General features: G+C 42.9%; 20 protein-coding genes. 10 read left to right on the plus strand and 10 right to left on the minus strand.

What is annotated here, in order from left to right:
* Positions 1-56: 56 nt before the first annotated feature.
* From licT to MHI51_RS26250, 3 genes are all read right to left on the minus strand, one after another.
* Positions 57-896: a BglG family transcription antiterminator LicT gene (licT, locus tag MHI51_RS26240; RefSeq protein ID WP_036685434.1), complete on the minus strand. Its 840-nt coding sequence runs from the start codon at positions 894-896 to the stop codon at positions 57-59.
* 129 nt (positions 897-1,025) lie between these two features.
* On the minus strand, positions 1,026-2,870 hold the full coding sequence (locus tag MHI51_RS26245) for a beta-glucoside-specific PTS transporter subunit IIABC (protein WP_076219999.1): 1,845 nt from the start codon (positions 2,868-2,870) through the stop codon (positions 1,026-1,028).
* 280 nt (positions 2,871-3,150) lie between these two features.
* Entirely contained in the window at positions 3,151-4,563 is a 1,413-nt protein-coding gene (locus tag MHI51_RS26250; RefSeq protein WP_076220000.1) for a glycoside hydrolase family 1 protein, read from the minus strand.
* 112 nt (positions 4,564-4,675) lie between these two features.
* Here MHI51_RS26250 and MHI51_RS26255 point away from each other — a divergent pair, with 112 nt between their 5' ends.
* A complete protein-coding gene (locus MHI51_RS26255; protein ID WP_405173373.1) occupies positions 4,676-5,644 on the plus strand; it encodes a LacI family DNA-binding transcriptional regulator in 969 nt (322 codons plus the stop codon).
* An 88-nt stretch (positions 5,645-5,732) separates the two neighbouring features.
* Positions 5,733-6,326, plus strand: coding sequence for a YdeI family protein (locus tag MHI51_RS26260; RefSeq protein ID WP_036685448.1), 594 nt, complete (start codon positions 5,733-5,735; stop codon positions 6,324-6,326).
* 20 nt (positions 6,327-6,346) lie between these two features.
* Here MHI51_RS26260 and MHI51_RS26265 read toward each other — a convergent pair whose 3' ends face one another.
* Positions 6,347-7,258 carry a LysR family transcriptional regulator gene (locus tag MHI51_RS26265; protein WP_076130317.1) on the minus strand — a complete coding sequence of 304 codons (912 nt, stop codon included), beginning with the start codon at positions 7,256-7,258 and terminating at the stop codon, positions 6,347-6,349.
* 135 nt (positions 7,259-7,393) lie between these two features.
* Here MHI51_RS26265 and MHI51_RS26270 point away from each other — a divergent pair, with 135 nt between their 5' ends.
* The 7 genes from MHI51_RS26270 (at position 7,394) to MHI51_RS26300 (ending at position 13,584) form a co-directional block, all read left to right on the plus strand.
* The gene (locus MHI51_RS26270) at positions 7,394-9,007 is read left to right on the plus strand and encodes a carboxylesterase family protein (RefSeq protein ID WP_076277173.1); all 1,614 of its coding nucleotides are present in this window, start codon (positions 7,394-7,396) and stop codon (positions 9,005-9,007) included.
* 44 nt (positions 9,008-9,051) lie between these two features.
* Complete coding sequence (locus MHI51_RS26275) at positions 9,052-9,849, plus strand: sulfite exporter TauE/SafE family protein (protein WP_076098819.1); 798 nt, start codon at positions 9,052-9,054, stop codon at positions 9,847-9,849.
* A 280-nt stretch (positions 9,850-10,129) separates the two neighbouring features.
* Entirely contained in the window at positions 10,130-10,627 is a 498-nt protein-coding gene (locus MHI51_RS26280; protein ID WP_076277172.1) for a DedA family protein, read from the plus strand.
* Positions 10,628-10,657: 30 nt separating this feature from the next.
* Entirely contained in the window at positions 10,658-11,221 is a 564-nt protein-coding gene (locus tag MHI51_RS26285) for a class I SAM-dependent methyltransferase (protein ID WP_076144587.1), read from the plus strand.
* 31 nt (positions 11,222-11,252) lie between these two features.
* Positions 11,253-11,933: a response regulator transcription factor gene (locus tag MHI51_RS26290; protein WP_036685458.1), complete on the plus strand. Its 681-nt coding sequence runs from the start codon at positions 11,253-11,255 to the stop codon at positions 11,931-11,933.
* 55 nt (positions 11,934-11,988) lie between these two features.
* Positions 11,989-13,023 carry a sensor histidine kinase gene (locus MHI51_RS26295; protein ID WP_405174077.1) on the plus strand — a complete coding sequence of 345 codons (1,035 nt, stop codon included), beginning with the start codon at positions 11,989-11,991 and terminating at the stop codon, positions 13,021-13,023.
* Between the two features lie 6 nt (positions 13,024-13,029).
* Positions 13,030-13,584, plus strand: coding sequence for a class I SAM-dependent methyltransferase (locus MHI51_RS26300; RefSeq protein ID WP_081383349.1), 555 nt, complete (start codon positions 13,030-13,032; stop codon positions 13,582-13,584).
* A gap of 181 nt (positions 13,585-13,765) precedes the next feature.
* Here the strand turns inward: MHI51_RS26300 and MHI51_RS26305 are convergent, their stop codons facing one another.
* Entirely contained in the window at positions 13,766-14,551 is a 786-nt protein-coding gene (locus MHI51_RS26305) for an RNA methyltransferase (protein WP_076277170.1), read from the minus strand.
* 41 nt (positions 14,552-14,592) lie between these two features.
* A complete protein-coding gene (locus tag MHI51_RS26310) occupies positions 14,593-15,252 on the minus strand; it encodes a TrkA family potassium uptake protein (RefSeq protein ID WP_036685517.1) in 660 nt (219 codons plus the stop codon).
* Positions 15,253-15,486: 234 nt separating this feature from the next.
* On the opposite strand from MHI51_RS26310, the gene MHI51_RS26315 reads away from it, so the two are divergent.
* Positions 15,487-15,723 carry a small acid-soluble spore protein SspI gene (locus MHI51_RS26315; RefSeq protein ID WP_076130310.1) on the plus strand — a complete coding sequence of 79 codons (237 nt, stop codon included), beginning with the start codon at positions 15,487-15,489 and terminating at the stop codon, positions 15,721-15,723.
* 100 nt (positions 15,724-15,823) lie between these two features.
* On the opposite strand, the gene MHI51_RS26320 is transcribed toward MHI51_RS26315, so the two are convergent.
* From MHI51_RS26320 to MHI51_RS26335, 4 genes are all read right to left on the minus strand, one after another.
* Positions 15,824-17,422, minus strand: coding sequence for a peptide chain release factor 3 (locus tag MHI51_RS26320; protein WP_076184819.1), 1,599 nt, complete (start codon positions 17,420-17,422; stop codon positions 15,824-15,826).
* Positions 17,423-17,976: 554 nt separating this feature from the next.
* Complete coding sequence (gene zwf, locus MHI51_RS26325) at positions 17,977-19,527, minus strand: glucose-6-phosphate dehydrogenase (RefSeq protein ID WP_036685526.1); 1,551 nt, start codon at positions 19,525-19,527, stop codon at positions 17,977-17,979.
* A 205-nt stretch (positions 19,528-19,732) separates the two neighbouring features.
* The gene (locus MHI51_RS26330; protein ID WP_076219477.1) at positions 19,733-20,548 is read right to left on the minus strand and encodes a YwmB family TATA-box binding protein; all 816 of its coding nucleotides are present in this window, start codon (positions 20,546-20,548) and stop codon (positions 19,733-19,735) included.
* Positions 20,549-20,741: 193 nt separating this feature from the next.
* Complete coding sequence (locus MHI51_RS26335; RefSeq protein ID WP_036685532.1) at positions 20,742-21,395, minus strand: response regulator transcription factor; 654 nt, start codon at positions 21,393-21,395, stop codon at positions 20,742-20,744.
* Between the last annotated feature and the right edge of the window lie 6 nt (positions 21,396-21,401).

Genomic DNA, 21,401 nt, shown 5'->3' on the forward strand with positions numbered 1-21,401 from the left:
AATCTTATACGCGATTCTCCTGAAAGTCAAAGTTAAAATTTAATGCTTAACCGTCTCTACTCCATGATCTGGTTTGTAATTCTTTCAATGTGTATGGTCAGATACAGCATTTCATCATTTGTTAACTCCCGATTATATGTTTTATCAATATAGATTTTAATTTTCTCAACGCTTGCGAAAGCTTCCTTATACTGCTGCTTTACCAAAATAAATAAGCCATTCTCATTATCAGGAGGTGGAGTACCGTTGATGAGACGTTGTGCAAAAAATTTCAAATGAGTGATAAAACGGTAATAAGCAAGGGACTCCTCGTCGTACTCTAGCCTGAAATGGCGCTTCACGATATTTAGGATGTCGTTCATGATCTTGGTGATATTCACCATGTTAGGCATCTCTTCATTTAGTTCTGCATTCACCAGATGGAGCGCAATATGTCCGGCCTCATCTTCGGGAAGTCTGACTCCGAGCTTGGAATGTATAATTTGAAGCGCAGCTTTCCCAACCTCATATTCTTCTTTATAGAATCTTTTGATTTCCCAAAGCATGGCGTTTTTAATCTTCATCCCTTTTGAGAATCTCTCCAGCGCAAAACTGATATGATCTGTCAGACTAACATAAATACTGTCATCCAGCATTTTACCGAGCTGCAGTTTGGCGAAGTTAATAATCTCTTCTGAGAGCTCCATGTGCTCGATTGGAATCTCGGAAAGCAGCGTTTTTAGCTTATCTGAAAGTTTTTGATTACTTAAAGTGAATATCTTTTCAATTTTATCTTCTTCTAAAAAGTCTCCACGTTTTTTCTTAAAGGCCAGTCCTCTTCCCATAACTACTAGTTCAAAATTTTGGTCATCTATGACAGTAACAACATTGTTGTTTAACACTTTTTCGATCCGCATATTACAGCTCCTTACCTTTTCATTTTACGAAGCTAGCACTTTTTTATAGTATTCTATAATAAAAAATCGATCTCTAAGTAGCAGTACTAAGAGATCGATTCCATTCATACCTTATGACTCTTCAATAGATCACACTACAACAGTCAGCAAATCTTCACCCGGTGTAATAACTGTTTTATTGGTACCAATCACATCACTATAATTAGCCGTATTGGTAATAATTATCGGTGTTGTGCATTGATAACCTTCATTTTTTATTTGTTCAAAATCAAACTCAATCAATAGATCACCCTGTTTAACGGTTGCTCCTTCTTGCACCTTCACATCAAAGTATTTACCTTTTAGCTTCACGGTTTCTATACCGATATGAATCAAGACCTCAACACCCTCATCCGATACTACCGCAATACAATGACCTGTTCTGAAAATAGTGGATACAACTCCACTTACCGGTGAATAAAGCTTACCTTCTGTGGGTTCAATTGCAATCCCCTTGCCCATTGCTTCAGAAGCAAAGGCAGCATCATCTACTGAGGTTAACGGGATTACGTTACCAGCCAGAGGGCTTACAACGGTTGAACTTTTAACGGCGTGAGGGAGGATAACCCCGCTTTTTTCAGTATTCTTTTTTTCTTCTACAATATTCACTTTCTTTTTATCTTCATAACCAAATACCATGGTAATTACCATAGCCAATACAATGGTCACACCTGCTATAATCGCTTGAACGACCAGCGGAGAGAATGCGGGAAGACTTAATACGCTCACAAATGCGAAGACTTCCATCTTCACTTTGAAAAGACCACTAAGTGCTCCACCTACACCGCCGGCAATGGTTACATAAATGAAAGTCCGTTTGTAACGAGTCAGCAAACCGTAAATAATAGGTTCTGTTACACCGGAAAGCGCGCCTGGTATAAATGTACTGCCGGCCAATGTTTTCAACTGTTTGTCCTTTGTTTTCAGGAAGATACCCAACGCTACACCCAGCTGCGCGAAGATGGCCATGCCGGCCATTGCATATATCGGATCTCCACCCTTAGCAATGTTCTCAAGAATAATTGGCACAAGTCCCCAGTGCAATCCGAGTACAGTCAAATACGTCCAAGCTATTCCCACAATTGCCCCTGTAACAATACCGCTTTTCGTACTGAGGAACAAAATAGCGTCTCCAATTAAATTCCCTACATTCACGCCAAACGGTCCGAAAGCCAAAATAGTTAACGGAACAATCACAATCAAACATAGCATAGGGACCAAGAACATCTGCAAATCCTTGTGTATAAACTTTCTTAGCTGCTTATCCAATAAAGCGTATATACAGATGGCGATAAAAATCGGAAACACGCTTGATGAATAGTCCGAAATTACTAAAGGAATACCTAAAAAATGTGGAGATTCAACACTTGCTAATCCCGTAATATTAGGTTCAAGTAAAGCCGCACCGATACTACCACCCACATAAGCATTAACACCCAGCCTAATCGATAACGTAATTCCTAAGAAAATGGGTAGAAAATAAAACACAGCATTACTAGCGCCGGCTAATACTTTGTAAGTTTCACTATCCGCACTTAGAACATGTAACGAAGCAAGTACGGTTAATAGCGCTTTCAACATACCCGCACCTGCTAAAGCACCAATCAGAGGCGAAAAGCTTCTAGAAATAACATCAAAAATCAGAGTCCCTATAGGTTTCTTTACCTTGTTCTCGCCAGAGTCACTGTTAGGGGATATGGATTTGGCAATTTCTTTATACACATCAGCAACATGGGTACCCACTATAACTTGAAACTGTCCCCCTTTGCTAACTACCCCAATAATCCCTTTCATTTTTTCCAAATTTTCTTTATCAGCTTTTTGCTCATCGTTAAGTGTGAATCTTAGTCGCGTGGCACAATGAATCACATTGTTAATATTTTTCTCCCCACCGACAGATTGAATAATGTCTTTACTTAGCTGTTCATAACTCATTTTTATACACCCCTTTGTAACAGATCAATTAATCACGGTTATCAGGGAACACAAAAAAACCTAAATCACATCTATGTACGAGAGAAATTATCCCCGTAATCATAAATGAAACTTAGGTTTTGCCTGCTATGCAGTAGCAATCCTGATATCCGATTAATTTATTATTTACAAATTAACATGTTCAATTAATGATGTCAACAATAAACCACGGTCTGTATAATATTGGATAACAAAAAAAGCCCTGATAGATCAAGAATATCTTGATTATCAGGACTTTTTTTTAGAACAGGCTTTGTCCGTTGGATTCAATTACTTCTTTGTACCAGTGGAAGGACTTCTTACGGTATCTCTCCAGTGTACCTGAACCATCATCATGACGATCTACATAAATGAAACCATAACGTTTCTTCAGCTCGGCGCTTGTTGCGCTAACCAAGTCGATGCAGCCCCAGCTTGTGTATCCCATAACTTCCACGCCATCAGCAATAGCTTCCGCTACTTGAACCAAATGATCTTGCAAATAATTGATCCGGTAATCGTCGTTTACGATCTTCTCACCGTTCCCGTCTACAACCAGCTGATCGACGGCGCCAAGGCCATTTTCCACGATAAACAGCGGTTTTTGGTATCGGTCATAGAACATATTCATCACATAACGCAAGCCCTGCGGATCGATCTGCCAACCCCATTCGCTCGCTTCCAGATACGGATTCGGTACCCCGCCCAGCAGGTTTCCTTCTCCTCTGATCTGTTTCTCCGGATCAGCCGTTTCACATGTGCTCATATAGTAACTGAACGATATGAAATCCACGGTATGCTTCAGAATTTCCTCGTCCCCTGGCTCGAAATGAATGTGAATTCCATTTTCCTTAAAGAACCGTTTCATATAGCCTGGATAATAACCTCTGCTATGAACATCCGCAAAAAACATATTTTTGTGATCACTTTGCATCGCCTTGATCAAGTCGTCCGGATGCGGAGTGAGCGGATAAATTGGCATGCTCAGCACCATGCAGCCTATTTTGAAATCAGGATTGATCTCATGACCGATTTTTACCGCCAAAGCACTTGCAATGAACTCATGGTGAATGGCCTGATACAGATCCTGCTTACTCAATTTTTCCAATGGAGTATTGATTCCGCCACTCATAAATGGGAACTCTAGGATAGAATTGATCTCATTAAAGGTCAGCCAGTATTTGACCTTGTTCTTGTAACGATTAAAGATCGTTCTCACATAACGCTCGTAAAATTCCACCATCTTACGGTTAACCCATCCATCATACTCTCGTGCCAAATGCAGCGGGGTCTCATAATGGGAGATCGTAACTAGCGGTTCGATGCCGTATTTATGACACTCGTCGAACAGGTCGTCGTAGAACTGCAAGCCCTGTTCATTCGGCTCCAGCTCGTCCCCTTTCGGGAAAATCCGGGACCAGGCAATAGACGTCCGGAATACTTTAAAGCCCATTTCCGCAAACAGCTTAATATCTTCTTTATATCGGTGATAGAAATCGATACCAATCAACTTCATGTTATCGTCGGTAGGAACTTCTGTAGGCGCAGACTTAATGCCATGCGGCATGACATCTTGGGTAGACCAGCCTTTGCCATCATCCTGATATGCCCCTTCAAGCTGGTTAGCGGCTACAGCCCCACCCCATAGGAATCCTTCTGGAAATTGTAAGTTCATATTTCTTCCCGCCTTTGCTATTGTGATAGTATAGGTTTACTGCTCTAATCCGAATCCTAAACCTTGGAACGCGTTACATGTCAAGGATTAATCTTGCAAAGGAGATAAGCCGATGTCCACACTTGACGAAATTGCTAAGCTGTCGGGCTTTTCCAAAGCTACGGTATCCCGAGTCCTGAACGATTCTCCCCATGTCAGCAAGGAAACTAGGGAGAAAATTCTCGCCATTATGAAAGAGACGGACTATGTTCCCAATCGGAATGCCATATCTTTATCCAAAGGCCAAACCCAGCAAATCGGCATGATTACCTTAGACCTCAACGAGCTTATTTTGTACTTCATGAACAGCTTCGTCGAAATTTCCGGCCGTTACGGGTATCAGACGATTATTTATACCACCGGCGGTGATAAACAAAAGGAACTTCAGGCCTTCGAGGATCTCAAACAAAAAAGAGTCGACGCTCTGCTTATTCTGACCGCTGTTAACGATAAAAATGTCATAACTTCCTACTGCAAATACGGCCCGATTGTGTCTTGGCAACGCATGGACCATCCTGAAATACCGTCAGTTGCCATGAACCAATATGATGGATATGCACTCGCTCTAGAGCATTTGATAGAGCGGGGTTATACGCGTATCGCTAATGCTTTTGGCCGCCCAAGCAGCATAAATACCCAGAGTAGACGACTAGCTTATGAGCAAATCATGACCAAATATAATCTTCCCATCGTTGAGAAATGGTATTACTCCACGATTTATGGAATCCGTGACGGAGAGCAATTGGTGCGAACCCTAATTGGACAACCCGATCAGCCGGATGCCATTCTGTGCTCCAATGATTTGGTGGCGGTGGGCGTTCTGAGCGAAGCACGTAGACAGCAGCTGGATGTGCCCGGTGATCTAGCCATCATTGGTTTTGATAATTCGGAGCTGTCACAGACACTCGGAATTACCACTGTTCGGAATCCGATTGCGGGACAGGCGGAGAACGCCTTTCTTCTGCTGGCTCCAACCCTGCTTGGACTGGATATGGAGCTGCAGCCCCTATCGTTCCAACTGATCGAACGGGAGACAACATAGGTTGCCCATTCTCAGAAGATTACGACTGTACATTCCATAAAAAACAGTAAAATTGTATTGAAAATTATGATGAAGACGGGTGTTTTTTATGACAAATAATAAATTGAATCCTAGGGTTGATAAATTCTTAAGTAAAGCGAAACAATGGCGGGAAGAATATGAGCAGTTGAGAACGATCGTGCTTGATTGCGGGCTGACCGAAGATTATAAGTGGATGCATCCATGTTACACATTTGATGATAAAAACATAGTACTAATTCATGGATTTAAAGAATATTGTGCGCTTCTCTTTCACAAAGGTGCCTTGTTACAGGATCCCAATGGGATTCTAATTCAACAAACAGAAAATGTGCAGGCAGCGCGCCAAATTCGGTTTACGAATGTGCAACAAATCGTTGAAATGGAAGCTGTTCTGAAAGCCTACATTCAAAATGCCATAGAAGTTGAAAAGGCGGGTTTAGAAGTCGAATTAAAAAAGAAAGAAGATTACCTCATTCCTGAAGAGCTTCAGACTAAATTCGCTGAACTTCCTGGCTTGAAAACTGCTTTTGAAGCCTTAACGCCTGGACGGCAAAACGCATATATTTATCATTTTTCTCAAGCCAAACAATCCAAAACCCGCGTATCCCGAATTGAAAAATTCATCCCGCAAATCCTTGAGGGTAAGGGATTAAATGATTAGCGTTGCTGACAATGAGTCAATTAAGCCTTAGGGTTAGTTGACTCATTTTTTAATTTGTCTTCTTCTAACTGCTTGTAATAATCCTCAACAAAGGCCTTGAACTTTTTAGCGACATTAGTCATGTACCGGTTGGTATACCATGAGATTTCAATGGTGCGGGTACTTATGGGTTCTTCAATGGGAAGAAGCACAACAGAGGATCCTTGAGAACCCCCCCAAGTTACAGCGGGGATAAAAGAAACCCCTAGTCCCGAACGGACTAGACTGCGTACCATCGAAGGCTCATCGCATTCATAAATGATACGCGGAGCAAATCCGGCGGCGTGACAGAGAGAATCCGTCGTTTCGCGCAGCTGCTTGCCTATTTTCAAACTAATAAAACCGTCTTCCGCGAGTTCATTCAGACGTACACTTTTACGGGTTGCGAGCCTGTGCTCATTAGGAACCGCCAGCAGGATTTCTTCCGTTAATACCGGTGTGGACACTGTTCCTGGAATCTTGAGCGGAGTAGAAGAAATACACAAATCAAAAGCCGGATAACGTGAGATCTCCTGATCCTGCTGCAATAGCTTGAATTGAGCTTCCGGGTACTTCTGACGAAATAATGTGATCATATCCGGAAGCAAATAGGAACCCGCTTGGATAAAAATCACTACAGTTCCTGTGGGTCGCTCAGACAAGTCCAATAGCTCTGTTTTCCCCTCCTCTAACGTTTGTAGGGCTAAATCAACTTTCACAAGAAACCGCTTTCCATATTCATTTAATCGAATGTATTTTCCTGTGCGATCAAACAATTTGACGTTTAATTCGCCCTCAAGATTTTTGATCATTTTACTAATAGCAGGCTGTGAGATTTGGAGTATTTCGGCTGCCAGGGTCATATTCTCAAGCTTTGCAACCGTTTGAAAGTACCGAAGCGAAAGTAAATCCAACGAAACCACCCTCTTCTATAACCTTAGAGTTATGTATTTTATATATAATAATATATTTTTCATCATCATAGCAGAACACTATAATAAAGAGAATTAAAAATACATAAGAATCTGCAGGAGAAAGGGGAACTATAAATGAGCACACGAGAACCCATGGAAGAAATTATTACAGTCTCCAGTGGTCAGCTTAAGGGCATACGTCTGCCAGCACTTGGGGCGATCGCATGGTTAGGGATTCCTTATGCGGAACCTCCCATAGATAAGCTCAGATGGAAAGCACCGCGTGAGATAGAACCTTGGACAGGTGTATTGCCTGCATGCCATTTTAATAATAGCAGTGTCCAATTCATTCAAGGGGAACCTGGCGGCAGTGAAGATTGCCTCTTTTTGAATATTTGGCGACCGGATCATGCCGAGGCAGGCTTACCCGTATTCGTCTTCCTCCACGGCGGCGGAAATATTGGGGGTTCGGGACGGGATTTTCAAAGTGGAGAATTGGCGTGTAAGACAAATAGTATAGTGGTTACAGTGAATTACCGTTTAGGAGCAATGGGATTTTTCCGGCATCCCTCACTACGAACCGGGGACCCCTTGGATGACTCAGGAAATTACGGTCTCCTCGATGTTCTTCATGCGCTAAAGTGGCTGCACAATAACATTGTTTGCTTTGGGGGAAATCCAGGGAACATAACATTAGGGGGCCAGTCTGCAGGTGCAAGAAATGCATTAGCTGCTTACCTTTCACCGCTGGGCAGAGGGCTCTTTCATAAGCTTTTTATTATGAGCGGAGGTTTAACAACGGCTGTTACGGAGCAAAGCGAAGAAAAAGCAGATGACATTTTAACAGAGTTATTAATAAAAACAGGAATGGTCAGCACTCAAGATGAGGCAAGAGTATGGATTTCCACACAATCTGCGGATAAGATTTCCGCCTTCCTATATCGTCAGAATGCCTTTCACTTTGTCAAAATCATTCGTGAGACGGGGCTTCAGATGGCCGCTTTTCCCCATTTGATCGAAGATGGCACGGTCATTCCTATTGGTGGCTTCGACAATCTAAATAACCGCGAGCACCCTTCCCTGCCGATCATCCTTGGCAGCACTGCCAGCGAATTCTCCGAGTTTACTTTATGGGATACTCATTTCTTCTCCCTAGTGCAAAAGGAAGAGTTAGCCGGAAATCTGGAAGAAAAGAAGCTCTATGAAGCTGCAGTCCAATATGGGAGCGATCTGTATGCAGAATTTAATGTAGAGCAGACTACAGAGATATTATTAAGTGCGATTCCGGAGATGCCCATCTATGCTTACCGCTTCGCCTGGGGGTTAAGAGACGGAGTGATCGATCCTTATATCCGTTTTCTTATGGGTGCCCCGCATGGTGCAGACATCCCCTTCTATACAGGTGACTTTTCCGGTGTCCAGGAAAGATTTCCTGCGGATGTAATTTCCGAGCATAACGAGCCTGGGCGTAACATGCTCTCTTCCCTAATGAGGGACTATTTACGGCATTTCCTATATACCGGTAATCCTAATGCTGAGGGACAACCTGCTTGGCAACGATACACCCCTAATCCCCGGTCTGCGGAAATTCTCTGGTTAGATGCTAGCCAGGATCAAACTATTGTTCAATCCGTCTGCAAACTTGTAAAAAAAGATATCGTGTCCCAAATGGACAATGATCCCCGTTTAGCAGCAGAACAGCGCAATTGGCTAAAAAACAATTTATTTGCGGGACGTTTTTTCTGGTAAGATAAATGATTGTAGAATTCACGTAGAGGAAGGAACATGCTGTTGTGCTAACTTACTTACTGCTCTTAGTCATCGGGCTAGCAGCTGGCATTTCCGGTTCATTGGTCGGACTTGGCGGCGGGTTCATAGTTGTGCCTGCGTTGGCTTTCCTTTTTCCTGATATGGAGCCTTCACATCTGGCTGGAACATCAATGGCGATGCTGCTTTTCAACTCCATCTCAAGTACTTATGTGTACGCAAAGCAGAAGAGAATCGATTATCAAGCAGCGCTCACCTTCGCCGCCGTTTCGATTCCGGGTTCAGTAATAGGTGCACTCTTTACCAAGCAAATGGGCGGGAGAATGTTTTTCGTAAGCTTCGGTATTTTCTTAATCCTTGTCGCTTTATTGCTCTTGTTCAAGCCGAACAAACCCATCCATTGGCCTTTCAAACCAACCGTGAAGCGAAGCTTTTCCGATAATAGCGGTGCTCATTTCGAATATGCTTATCATATGCCTACCGGCATAATCATCAGTTTTCTTGTTGGCTTTGTAGCAAGCCTATTTGGGATTGGCGGCGGGAGTCTTATGGTTCCGACAATGACCTTACTTCTCGGCTTTGCCCCCCATATCGCTGTTGCAACTTCTATGCTTCAAATTTTCCTGTCAGCTATCGTAAGCACCACAACACATGCCTTTTTATTGAATGTTGAATGGTTTATGGTGTTAGCCCTAGCACCTGGCGCAATTATCGGCGGTCAAATTGGCGCACGCCTGGCAAAACGCCTTCCTGCCAAGCTGCTTTTAAAGCTATTAGCCGTTTTTCTCATCATCGTTTCGCTTCGTTTAATGATGAAAGGGTAGGTCATTATGTAAAAAGTCCTGATGGATCAAGAGTTTCTTGATCCATCAGGACTTTTTTATTGTGACTGTGGGACTGATCCTTGATATCAATGATATTTCAAATTGCAGGGCAGAAACGAATCCCCTTTTCTATCATAATGTGCCCCCTATGGATAAGAGAGACTTGGCCAATCCTATCGAATTGTAAGTCTCTTCAGGATTTCTTTAGAATTCCCCCACCTAATTCCTCAGTTTTTTTAGTTAAGATTTCTGTATTGAAGTAAGCGAAGGAGGTGGCATATTGGCCAGTAATACGATCTTAGAGCTAATCAATCAGTATGGATATCTGATTTTTTATCTTGCTTTCACGTTAGGCCCTTTTGGAATTCCAATCCCTAATGAAATTACAATCCTCACTGGAGCTACCCTAAGCCACATAGGGATTATCAATTCATGGATGACTTATTTCTGCATTTTATCAGGGCTATTAACGGCCTTTACGGTTGCCTACTTTGCAGGTAAATTCTTTGGGCAAAAGCTGAAGTGCAAATTTGAAGCTAATAAACATTTTAAAAAAGCAGAGCAGATTCTAAATAAACGTGGGCGTACAGCTATTTATATCGGCATGTTTATTCCAGTTGTACGTTACATCATTCCCATGTTGATCGGACTCAGCGGTACAAGCTATAAACGATTCGCCCTTATTTCATATCCCAGTGCTTTAAGTTGGACTCTACTGTTCTTCTTTGTAGGAACGTACTTTGGAGATCACATCCTATCAAAATTAATAAACATCTAAATCAATTCTAAAATTATGGAGGAATTCCAAATGAGTTTCAATGAAAAACTCTTATTTTTAAGAAGTTTTATTCATGATCCAAAACAGGTAGGCAGTGTGACCCCGAGTTCCCGGTTTCTGGCACACAGCATGGTTAACCAAGCCCCTTGGCATGAAGTTAAAGCAGTCGCTGAACTTGGATCAGGTACAGGTGCAATCACCCGTGTAATCAATACTAAGGTAACTAGTACAACGAAAGTGTTACTATTTGAGATGGATAAAACCATGAGGCATAACCTGAAGACAAGCTATCCGGACTTTTCTTGTTATCATAATGCTGCTAGTTTAGTAGAAACAATTAAAAGTTCACATATTCATCAGTTGGATTGTATTTTTAGTGGACTGCCCTTTTTCAATTTTGAGCCCGAATTAAGAAATACATTGGTTGAACAGATCTACCAATCCCTTAAACCTGAGGGATTATTTATCGCCTTTCAGTATTCACTTCAAATGAAGAAGCAACTCTCCGAATATTTTAATATTGATACAATAAAATATGTGCCATTTAATTTCCCTCCCGCTTTCGTCTACGTCTGTCGTAAAAGGGAAACATAATAAAATAAATACAGAAGAGGGGCAGCGTCCATTGAATACAATTCTAGTTGCAGATGATGATTCTGAAATTCGAGATGTGATTCATGTTTACTTAAGAAATGAAGGTTACCAAGTGCTTGAAGCTGCAGATGGTCAAGAGGCGTTGAGTACAATACAAACAACTTCTATTCAATTAGTTATCCTGGATGTCATGATGCCTCAAATGGACGGTATCACAGCCTGTCTCAAAATTAGGGAAATATCAAATATCCCAATTATTATGCTCTCAGCCAAGCAAGAGGACATTGATAAAATCACAGGTCTAACTACCGGGGCAGATGATTACATGATCAAACCGTTTAATCCACTGGAGCTACTGGCCCGTGTAAAAGCTCAGTTACGGCGTCAGTCCTTAATTGGAAAGGAAGAATTCAACTCTCTGCTTATAATTAAAAACCTGATCATAGATAAAAATAAACATTCCGTAAAGTTAAATGGAATTGAAGTTTCATTAACTCCACTAGAGTTTGCGATATTAACCCTGCTTGCAAGCCGGCCTGGGCAAGTTTATAGTTCGGAGCAAATTTACGAGAGTGTATGGAAAGAGCCTTACGGATATTCTGACAATACCGTAATGGTTCATATTCGTAACTTAAGAGAAAAATTAGAGGAAAATCCAAGAGAACCTCTGTATATTAAGACAGTCTGGGGAGTTGGTTACAAAGTTGATTAAAATCATACGAAATCTACAAATAAATAAACGCATTCAATCCAATATCTTAATCAGGATGGTGTTGAGTTTCATAATTACCATTGCGATAAATACCTCACTTAGCATCTTGTTCTTTCATTTTGGAAATGCAACAAAATTGGATTGGGTGTTCAATTTTCTTGCCTACCTTCTTACTCCGATGTTTTTCATTATTTTCGTTATTACATTTTTTACATTGACCCGGCGAATCGTCAAAGATTTAATTGCGCTGGAACAAGGACTTCAGATTATATCCGAAGGTAATTTGAGTTATCGGGTAAATGTTGTGCGCCAAGATGAACTAGGACTGGTGGCTTTGAACATCAACCGGATGGCAGAGCGCTTAGAGCAACAGATCATCAAGGAACGCGAAATAGAAAAATCCAAGATGGAGATGATCACGGGGATTTCACACGACTTACGTACCCCTCTTACAAGTATTATCGGGTATATTGAGCTTTTACGTACAGAATCGTACCAAGATAAAAAAGAATACACACGTTTTATTCAAAACACCTATAACAAGGCGCTTCATTTGAAGAAACTCCTCGATGATTTGTTTGAATATACCCGACTTAATTCGGTGGACTCCCGTTTAAATCTGGAGAGAATCGATTTGTCACAGCTTTTGAATCAATTATTGTTCGAATTCGAACCAATCGCTCAAGAAAACAATGTGCATCTTATAAAAGATATAGATAAGAGTCCAATCATCACCTTAATCGACAGTGAGAAAATAGCCAGAGCCATAGATAATCTACTTATGAACGCCTTAAAATATTCCATCAGCCCGGGAAGTATTAGCATACGAATTACAACTGATTCTGAACACTGTACCATTGAGATTGAAAATAAAGGAACTCCACTCTCACAGGATCAAGAAAACTGTCTATTTGACCGATTTTATAAGGTTGACCACTCAAGAAAAAGCCAGGGAATTCAAACCGGGGCAGGACTTGGTCTTTCGATAGCTAGGAATATTGCTGAGTTGCACAAGGGTACTTTAACGCTTAAACACACTCATGACGTCTTCACATTCCAACTGAGATTGCCTTTCGGAGAGGATTGCTAATTGATTATGTCTGAATACTTACTTTTCTTACAAGGCTTCCTCAAAGATCCAAAGCGGGTAGGAAATATTCTACCCAGTTCGCAATTATTAGCCAATAAAATAGTCCAGTCTGTACAATGGCATAATGTAAATGCCGTTGCAGAACTTGGAGCTGGTACAGGTGCTATTACACATCTCATGACATCACAATTAACGAATTCTACAAAAGTGCTTTTGTTTGAGCGGAATAAAAAAATGAGAGAACACTTAAAAGCAATTTATCCGGAATGCATTTTCCATTCCAACGCCAGCTACTTACTCAAGAAATTGAATCAGGAAGGCATCCGTGAGTTAGATTGCATAATTTGCGGATTACCATTTTTTAATTTTTCAATTGAAATGCGTGACAAAATCCTACATCAGATTGTTAAGTCACTTAAACCAGGCGGAATTTTAGTTGCATATCAGCACTCGCTGCACATGAAAAAAAGATGGGCTAAACAACTACTTATTGAGAAAATTGAATTTGTGCCTTACACTTTCCCTCCAACATTCGTATATATTTGTCGTAAAAAAGAATGACAGATGAATATTCGGAAAACAGTAATTTCTAAAGAATGTATAAGTATTGAGAATGGAAATGACCAGCCCAATATGCAGCCAATACTGTTGCAGGATTATAAAAAAGTCCTGATGATCAAGATTATCTTGATCATCAGGACTGGATTTACTGTGAGAAAACTACGTTACAAACGGTGACAATTTATCCCCGCTGTCTCATTCCCTCAAACAGCAAAATCGTCGCCGCCATTGCGGCGTTCAGCGATTCCGCGCGGCCTGCCATCGGGATGATGATACTCTTGTCCACGAGTCGCGCCGTTTCCTGCGAAATGCCTTTGCCTTCGCTGCCGATCAGCAGCCACTGGCTGCCCTGAAAATCGTGCTCATAGCACGATTCTTCGCCCTGCAGCGAAGTGCTCACCAGCAGCGCCCCATTTTCCCGGGCCTGTGGCAAAATCTCACTTAAATCTCCCTCCACCACCGGAAGATGGAACATCGAGCCCATCGTGGACCGGATGGTCTTCGGATTATAGAGGTCGGCACAGCCTTGTCCGAGGATCACTCCGTCTGCTCCCGCTGCATCCGCACTGCGGATGATGGTGCCGACATTGCCGGGATCCTGCACGCCGTCCAGCACAACCACAAGGCTATCCTTCTTCGCTAGGATAGCTTCTACAGCCTGCTGTTCCTTCCGCACGATGGCGAACACCGGCTGCGGCGTATTGGTGCTGCTGCATTTTGAGATGATCGCCGCCGAAACGCCAATCACTTCCATTCCCTGAACGGCCTGAAGCAGCCCCTTAAGTTCAGCAGGCATTCCTTTGTCGAGGTCATAAGCAAGGCATTCCACATCTGCTTCAGCCAGCAGTGCTTCCTGAACCAGATGAACGCCCTCTACGATATATTTACGAGCCTTGTCACGATGCTTTTTCTCCTGTAACCCGGCCCACTCTTTAACCCGCGTATTTTGCGGAGACATGATTTCCATAAAGTCTTCCTTTCTTCTGCCTTGCCATTTATTCTTTGTTCCTACTGATACGCCATCTCCAGCTTCGTCAAATTATCCTTATGCCCAACAATAACAAGGATATCGCCATCGATCAGGCGATCCTCTGCACGGGGAGAGATGTTCATTTCTTCACCTTGGCGGATGGCCATTACGTTGCAGCCAAATCTTGCGCGGATGTCGAGCTCCTGTAGATTTTTTCCGAGCATCGGTCCGGATACCTTCATATCCAGAATACTGTAGTCCGGCGACAGCTCAATATAATCCAATATATTAGGCGAAGCAAGATGATGCGCAACCCGCATTCCCATATCCCGTTCAGGATAAATCACCTTGTCCGCACCAATTTTGCTTAATACTTTGCCGTGCAGTTCACCTTTGGCTTTTGCCAGAATTGCAGGCACACCCAGGTCTTTTAGGATAAGTGTTGTCAGGATGCTAGCTTGTATGTCCTCGCCAATGGCTACAACCACCACATCAAAATTGCGAATACCAAGGGCACGCAGCGCCTCCTCATCCGTGGAATCTGCAGATACGGCATGAGTTACAATACTTGAAATTTCCTGTGTTCGCTGCTCGTCAGCATCAATCGCAAGTACATCAAACCCCATGCCGCTGAGCGCCTTAGCAACACTAGATCCGAAACGCCCCATACCGATGACGGCATATTGTTTTTTGGCCATGTCTATGTACCTCCCGTAGCATTCTATATCTCAAACAGTATAGCATAAGCCAAGAAGAAACGTCATTGCCGTCCTTATGGATGACAACCGTTTCTCGTAGGAATATAAGGATGATATATATGTGTCAAACTTATACTATCTTATATTTGGACAAAAACTTGAATTTCCAGCACCTTTGCAGGGCACATTATAACGAGGTCAATATCACTATATTTTCAAAAAAGGAGGTACATTATGCCCGTTACCATTGACTTGCGCCAGGCGATTATTCATAAAGTGCACGGTCAATCTGAAGAGGATTTACGTCATATGATTGAAGGCTCTGTGGACGGTCCGGAGGCAGCACTCCCGGGACTTGGCGCCGTGTTCGAAATGATCTGGAAGGATTTAGATCCCGCTAAGCAAGATAGGTTGGTTACCATGCTACATGATCACCTGGAGACTATTACCCCTGGGGATATCACATCGTAAACTGACCGCAACTAGTCAAAAACCTCCGCTCACCATGGTGTAACTTCACCTATGGAGGCGGAGGTTTTATTATTACATTCAGAAAGTTATAGCGTCCTAATTATAGTAATGCTTTTGGAGCCATTTCCAGGAATTTAGCTGTCGGATTCTTATCCATCGCTGTCCGCATAGCATATTCGTTCTCGAACAACACGACAAAATTGCCCTTCTTATCCGTCACCAACGTTGAGTTGATTCTGAATTTGCTCGCATCCGGCTTAGTTTCATCTACGATCCAACGTGCAAACTGGTACGGCATTCTCTGCAACTGAACATCCACACCATATTCACCCTTCATGCGGTACTCAAACACTTCAAACTGCAGTTGTCCAACTACGCCAAGCAAAATATCGTCAAAGTTGACCGTGCGGAACACCTGGATCATGCCCTCTTCAGTCAGCTGATCGACACCCTTCTGGAACTGCTTCGATTTCAATGCATTTTTAATACTCACTTTAGCAAAAATCTCTGGTGAGAACGTTGGCAGCTCATCGAATTCCATATCTCCTGCTTGGCTCAAGGTATCACCAATTCTAAAAATACCTGGATCAAACAGACCGATGATATCTCCCGGATAAGCTTCCTCTACGATATCGCGGTCCTGCGCCAAAAATTGCTGTGGTTGCGCCAGCTTGATATCTTTACCGGCACGTACATGCTTCACGCTCATACCCCGTTCGAATTTCCCGGACACAATACGCAGGAAAGCAATCCGGTCACGGTGAGCCGGGTTCATGTTCGCTTGAATTTTGAACACATAACCAGTGAATTTCTCATTCGTTGGTTCTACTACCCCTATAGTACTGCGGCGTGGTTCAGGCTTCGGTGCCAGATCCAAGAAATTATCGAGGAAAGTCTGTACGCCAAAATTGTTGATCGCACTGCCAAAGAACACAGGTGTGAGTTCACCACTTAATACTTTTTCATAGTCAAAAGCATCGCCTGCTACATCCAGCAGCTCCAGATCCTGACACAGTTGATCATGCAGATACTCTCCAGCCATTTCACGAATGATTGGATCACGGTATCCGTCAACCTTTTGAACCTTGATTACGGAATGATCGTCACCTTGGAATAGCTCTACCTGATTTTTCATCCGATCATATACCCCGCATAGCTCACGTCCGCTACCGATCGGCCAGTTCATTGGCACAGAACGAATACCAAGAACCTGCTCCAGCTCTTCCATCAGATCAAACGGGCTACGTCCTTCACGGTCCAGCTTGTTAATAAAGGTGAAGATCGGTATGCCCCGTTTAGCACATACCTGAAACAGTTTAGTGGTTTGGGCTTCCACACCTTTTGCCACGTCAATAAGCATGACCGCACTATCCGCTGCAGTTAGGGTACGGTAGGTGTCCTCACTGAAGTCTTGGTGACCCGGTGTATCCAAAATGTTCACGCGATGATTCAAATAATCAAACTGCATCACGGAAGACGTTACAGAAATCCCCCGCTGCTTCTCAATTTCCATCCAGTCACTCGTCGCATGTTTATTCGCTTTACGGGCCTTAACCGTTCCCGCCAGACGGATCGCGCCACCGAATAACAGCAGTTTCTCCGTTAAAGTTGTTTTACCCGCATCCGGGTGGGAAATGATCGCAAAGGTTCTGCGTCTATCCACTTCCTTTTGCAGCTTCTGATCTATTGCTTTGTTCATTACACATATCCCTTCATATATAAAATTCCTGCTTCTGCTTCAATTACACTGGGGTTCATCAAATCGGTGCTCTGCTCATTGTTCATACCCCTTCATTTCTGAATAATAGCTCTTAGGTCTAGCTCCAGTCCGCTTCAAGTGAAAGCATCCTCTAAAGTATATCAAAATCCGGCAGACATTATCTACTAAAAAGCGCGTGCCGCAAAATATCTCCCAAATGGTCTGGATTATGATCCCCACATATCATCGCTCAAGAAAATAGATGTATTTCCTACACTTACTTGAAGTATTAGCATTTTCATTAGCCTTTAGTTGCATTTGATGCAATTAAAAATAAGTTGTGCACGCTTTTCCGCCTTATCCGGTGATTATAGTTGCAGAAAATACATCTAAAAGACTAATCACAACGAGATAAGCGATTTTAATTGTACAAAGTGCAGTTATTAGAACAGTGCCAGATCCCCCAAACACCGTCTGAAGTCCAATCTTTTAGATCTTAGCATTACAAAAAATCTCCCTGCATCCTCTGCAGGGAGATAGCATTAACTCAAGGTTTAGTTATTCTTCAGCCAAACCACATTATCTTCATCTTGGCCGTTTACAGGCCACCAATGGAAACCTTCTTTAGCAAGCAGTTCATCTGCTTCCACTGGACCCCAAGAGCCAGCAGGATAAGAAGATAAGTCGCTAGACTCTTCGCTCCATGCTTTCGCAATACGATCCACGAATGACCATGCCGAGGATACCTCATCCCAACGAGTGAAATAAGTGGAATCGCCGCGTGCGGCATCATGTAGCAAGCGCTCATATGCTTCAGGAGAATTGATTCCAACCAGGCAGCTCTGACAGAAGTCCATAGCCAGCGGTTGAATCTCAGACTCTGAACCCGGTTTCTTGGCATTAATCTTTACATAAATGCCTTCCATTGGGTTCACACGGATTACAAGGAGGTTAGGCTCAAGTTTATGCTTTTGTCCCAAATAAACGTTGGTTGGCATACCTTTGAACTCAACTACCACTTCCGTCGTCTTCACTGGGAGACGTTTACCTGTACGGATGTAGAAAGGAACTCCAGCCCAGCGGAAGTTATCTACAAATACACGGGCAGCAAAATACGTCTCTGTATTCGACTCAGGGTCAACCTTATCTTCCTGACGGTAAGCAGGAAGGGTTTTGCCTTGGTGTAAGCCTTGAATATATTGTGCTCTTACGACATTCTCACGCACCTCATCAGATGTCGCATAAGGACGAAGGGAACGAAGTACCTTCACTTTCTCATCACGAATATCTTCTGCGAGCAGACGGCTTGGTGGTTCCATAGCAATCATAGTCAGCAGTTGCAGTATATGATTCTGGCCCATGTCCCGTAAGGCTCCCGCATGGTCATAGTAACCACCGCGTTCTTCTACACCTACGGTTTCGCCAAGTGTAATTTGAATATTGGCAATATGTTTATTATTCCAGAGCGGTTCGAAAAAAGCATTAGCAAAACGAATCACTTCGATATTCTGTACCATTTCTTTACCAAGATAGTGGTCAATCCGGTAAATTTCCTCTTCTTTGAAGACCTGACGAATCTGTTCGTTCAGCTGTTCAGCCGACTCCAGATTATAACCAAAAGGCTTCTCAATTACGAGGCGATTCCAACCCGTACTATCCAGCATCCCGCCAGCTTTAAGATTGAAGGAGACACTGCCGAACAATTCAGGCGCCAGCGCAAGATAGAACATCCGATTGCCCGGAATACTGAATTTCTCTTCAAGAACTTCAGTTTGTGCTCTTAACTCGCGGAAACCATCAATATTGTTAATGTCCAGAGATTTGTATTCGAAATGCTGAACAAACTCATTCCATTCGCTTTCTTCTCCCGCTTTGTAACGGCAGAATTCAAGGATGGATTCCTTCACATCACTTCTAAATTCTTCCTGAGTACGCGGGCGCCGCGCCACGCCAATTACCGCAAAATCTTGTGCCAGCTTACCTTCACGGTACAAGCTGTAAATCGCCGGGAAAAGCTTACGCCGGGCTAAGTCTCCGGTTGCCCCAAAGATAAAAAAGACAGCACCGGGTGTGTGCAGTGCATCAAGGGTTTGATTTTCAGCCATGGCTCCTCATCTTTCTGTATGTAATATAGTTTATTGACATGCTCAGCGTCGGTACTAACATAAGGTGAATAACGACGTTATGTCATTTTAGCATATTCCTAAAAAGGATGCTATCACATTCCTGACAAATACTCTCGGGATTTCGCAAATTTCAATTAATATTTCTTATTATTAACTATATCTGCGCTTATATAAGAGAAAATTGTCAATATTCGATGGTTATTAAAGGAAAGCCTATAGTTACGCGGTTTGTCCCCTTCTGATCTTCATGATGCACTGCGATTTGGGCAGAAACTGACTGATTTCCACTCATCACAGAACGATTCAAATTAGGAATCGAATACGTACGGCTAACCGTTGAGATATCCTTGTAGCTTTCTCCTCCGGTCACAGCTTCAAACCGGTCATGCATCAATGACTCCGTCTGTGTTAGAACTTTTTCAGGTGCTCCCTGTTCTTGCGCGCTTCCTTGAAGGGATACATTCCATTCCGCCTTAATTTTGTTCTGTTCAAGAATCATACTTACTTCACGAGCAGCCGCTTGAAAGCTGGCTTCATTTTGCAGATCAGCCGTTTCTAACGTTACAATCACATAACTGTTGCCTTCGCTAAGCTCACTCCAAAATAAGGAGAGCCGCGATTCATATGGTTTTACAGCTTCTGTACGATACGTCATATGTCCGTCTTCCTCAGTACCTGACGGTACATTCAATCCGAGACTTGTGCTTAACTTAGCAACTTCGGCAGACCGGCCCGCGTAATCGCTGCTTTCTCCCTGCCACTTTAACACTAAACGCAGCGGCGAATCAGAAACAGTTGTTTCTTTTCCGAGATCTATTAAACTCACAAGAGCATGATTCAGTTCGGCTCCTGTTGAAGCTTGGTTAACGCCCTCATCAAGAACGGGTGAATTCGCTTCAACACTTTGCAGATTAACTAGCAGAGCCGCAGCGCAGCACACGATTATCATTATAAAAAAAGTCCCTTTTTTTGTTCCGTTGTTCAGCTTCATCTTCCGCATATGTCATTCTCCCTTCGAACCTCTCTAGCAATCTACTAGACAGTATGTTCGAATTAGGAGATTCTATACCTGAAATATCCCCACCAAGTGAGGGTTTATACTTCGATGCGTACTCAAGTACTTTGCGGGAGCCCCAAAACACACTTTCTTGTACAATAAAAAGGACTGAAGCAGAGGCTTCAGTCCTTTATTGTTATTCAGCTAGTCCATTTTTATATGCATAAATTGCTGCTTGGGTCCGGTCTTCCACGCCCAGCTTCGCGAGAATATTCGTCACATGAAATTTCACAGTTTTGATTCCAATAATTAGTTGATCGGCAATATCCTGATTGGATTTACCTTGCGCCAACAGGCGTAATACTTCCATCTCGCGCTCCGTAAGCTCTTTATAAGCAGGTGATTCTCCTTTTGCATTGTTTCTAAAACGGTTCATCATTTTAGAGGCCACCTGTGACTCAAGCACAGACTGTCCTCTTGCCGCAGCGCGGATCGCATCCGCCACTTCACTAGCCCGCGAAGTCTTCAGCAGGTAACTAAAAGCGCCCGCTTCAATAACAGGATACATCTTTTCATCGTCCAAATAGCTTGTAAGAACAATAACTTTGATCTCTGGGTACTGCTTCATCAGCTGTTTAGTCGTTTCTATGCCATCCATCCCATCCATTACGAGATCCATTAAGACCACATCGGGATTGTACTCCTGAGCCAGCCGAATGCCTTCTTCTCCACTTCCAGCTTCACCTACGACCTCAATTCCATCCTCGGTACCTAAAACTGCTGCTAGTCCGATCCGTACCATTTCATGATCATCTACGAGTAGTACTTTAATTGCTTCCTCCATCTCCATGGTTAC

Source organism: Paenibacillus sp. FSL H8-0260 (assembly GCF_045040625.1).
GTDB lineage: Bacteria > Bacillota > Bacilli > Paenibacillales > Paenibacillaceae > Paenibacillus_AQ > Paenibacillus_AQ odorifer.

Coding starts and splice junctions, on each gene's coding strand:
- licT (WP_036685434.1), bottom strand. CDS start 896: ATGCGGATCGAAAAAGTGTTAAACAACAATGTTGTTACTGTCATAGAT.
- MHI51_RS26245 (WP_076219999.1), bottom strand. CDS start 2,870: ATGAGTTATGAACAGCTAAGTAAAGACATTATTCAATCTGTCGGTGGG.
- MHI51_RS26250 (WP_076220000.1), bottom strand. CDS start 4,563: ATGAACTTACAATTTCCAGAAGGATTCCTATGGGGTGGGGCTGTAGCC.
- MHI51_RS26255 (WP_405173373.1), top strand. CDS start 4,676: ATGTCCACACTTGACGAAATTGCTAAGCTGTCGGGCTTTTCCAAAGCT.
- MHI51_RS26260 (WP_036685448.1), top strand. CDS start 5,733: ATGACAAATAATAAATTGAATCCTAGGGTTGATAAATTCTTAAGTAAA.
- MHI51_RS26270 (WP_076277173.1), top strand. CDS start 7,394: ATGAGCACACGAGAACCCATGGAAGAAATTATTACAGTCTCCAGTGGT.
- MHI51_RS26285 (WP_076144587.1), top strand. CDS start 10,658: ATGAGTTTCAATGAAAAACTCTTATTTTTAAGAAGTTTTATTCATGAT.
- MHI51_RS26295 (WP_405174077.1), top strand. CDS start 11,989: ATGGTGTTGAGTTTCATAATTACCATTGCGATAAATACCTCACTTAGC.
- MHI51_RS26300 (WP_081383349.1), top strand. CDS start 13,030: ATGTCTGAATACTTACTTTTCTTACAAGGCTTCCTCAAAGATCCAAAG.
- MHI51_RS26305 (WP_076277170.1), bottom strand. CDS start 14,551: ATGGAAATCATGTCTCCGCAAAATACGCGGGTTAAAGAGTGGGCCGGG.
- MHI51_RS26310 (WP_036685517.1), bottom strand. CDS start 15,252: ATGGCCAAAAAACAATATGCCGTCATCGGTATGGGGCGTTTCGGATCT.
- MHI51_RS26315 (WP_076130310.1), top strand. CDS start 15,487: ATGCCCGTTACCATTGACTTGCGCCAGGCGATTATTCATAAAGTGCAC.
- MHI51_RS26320 (WP_076184819.1), bottom strand. CDS start 17,422: ATGAACAAAGCAATAGATCAGAAGCTGCAAAAGGAAGTGGATAGACGC.
- zwf (WP_036685526.1), bottom strand. CDS start 19,527: ATGGCTGAAAATCAAACCCTTGATGCACTGCACACACCCGGTGCTGTC.
- MHI51_RS26330 (WP_076219477.1), bottom strand. CDS start 20,548: ATGCGGAAGATGAAGCTGAACAACGGAACAAAAAAAGGGACTTTTTTT.
- MHI51_RS26335 (WP_036685532.1), bottom strand. CDS start 21,395: ATGGAGATGGAGGAAGCAATTAAAGTACTACTCGTAGATGATCATGAA.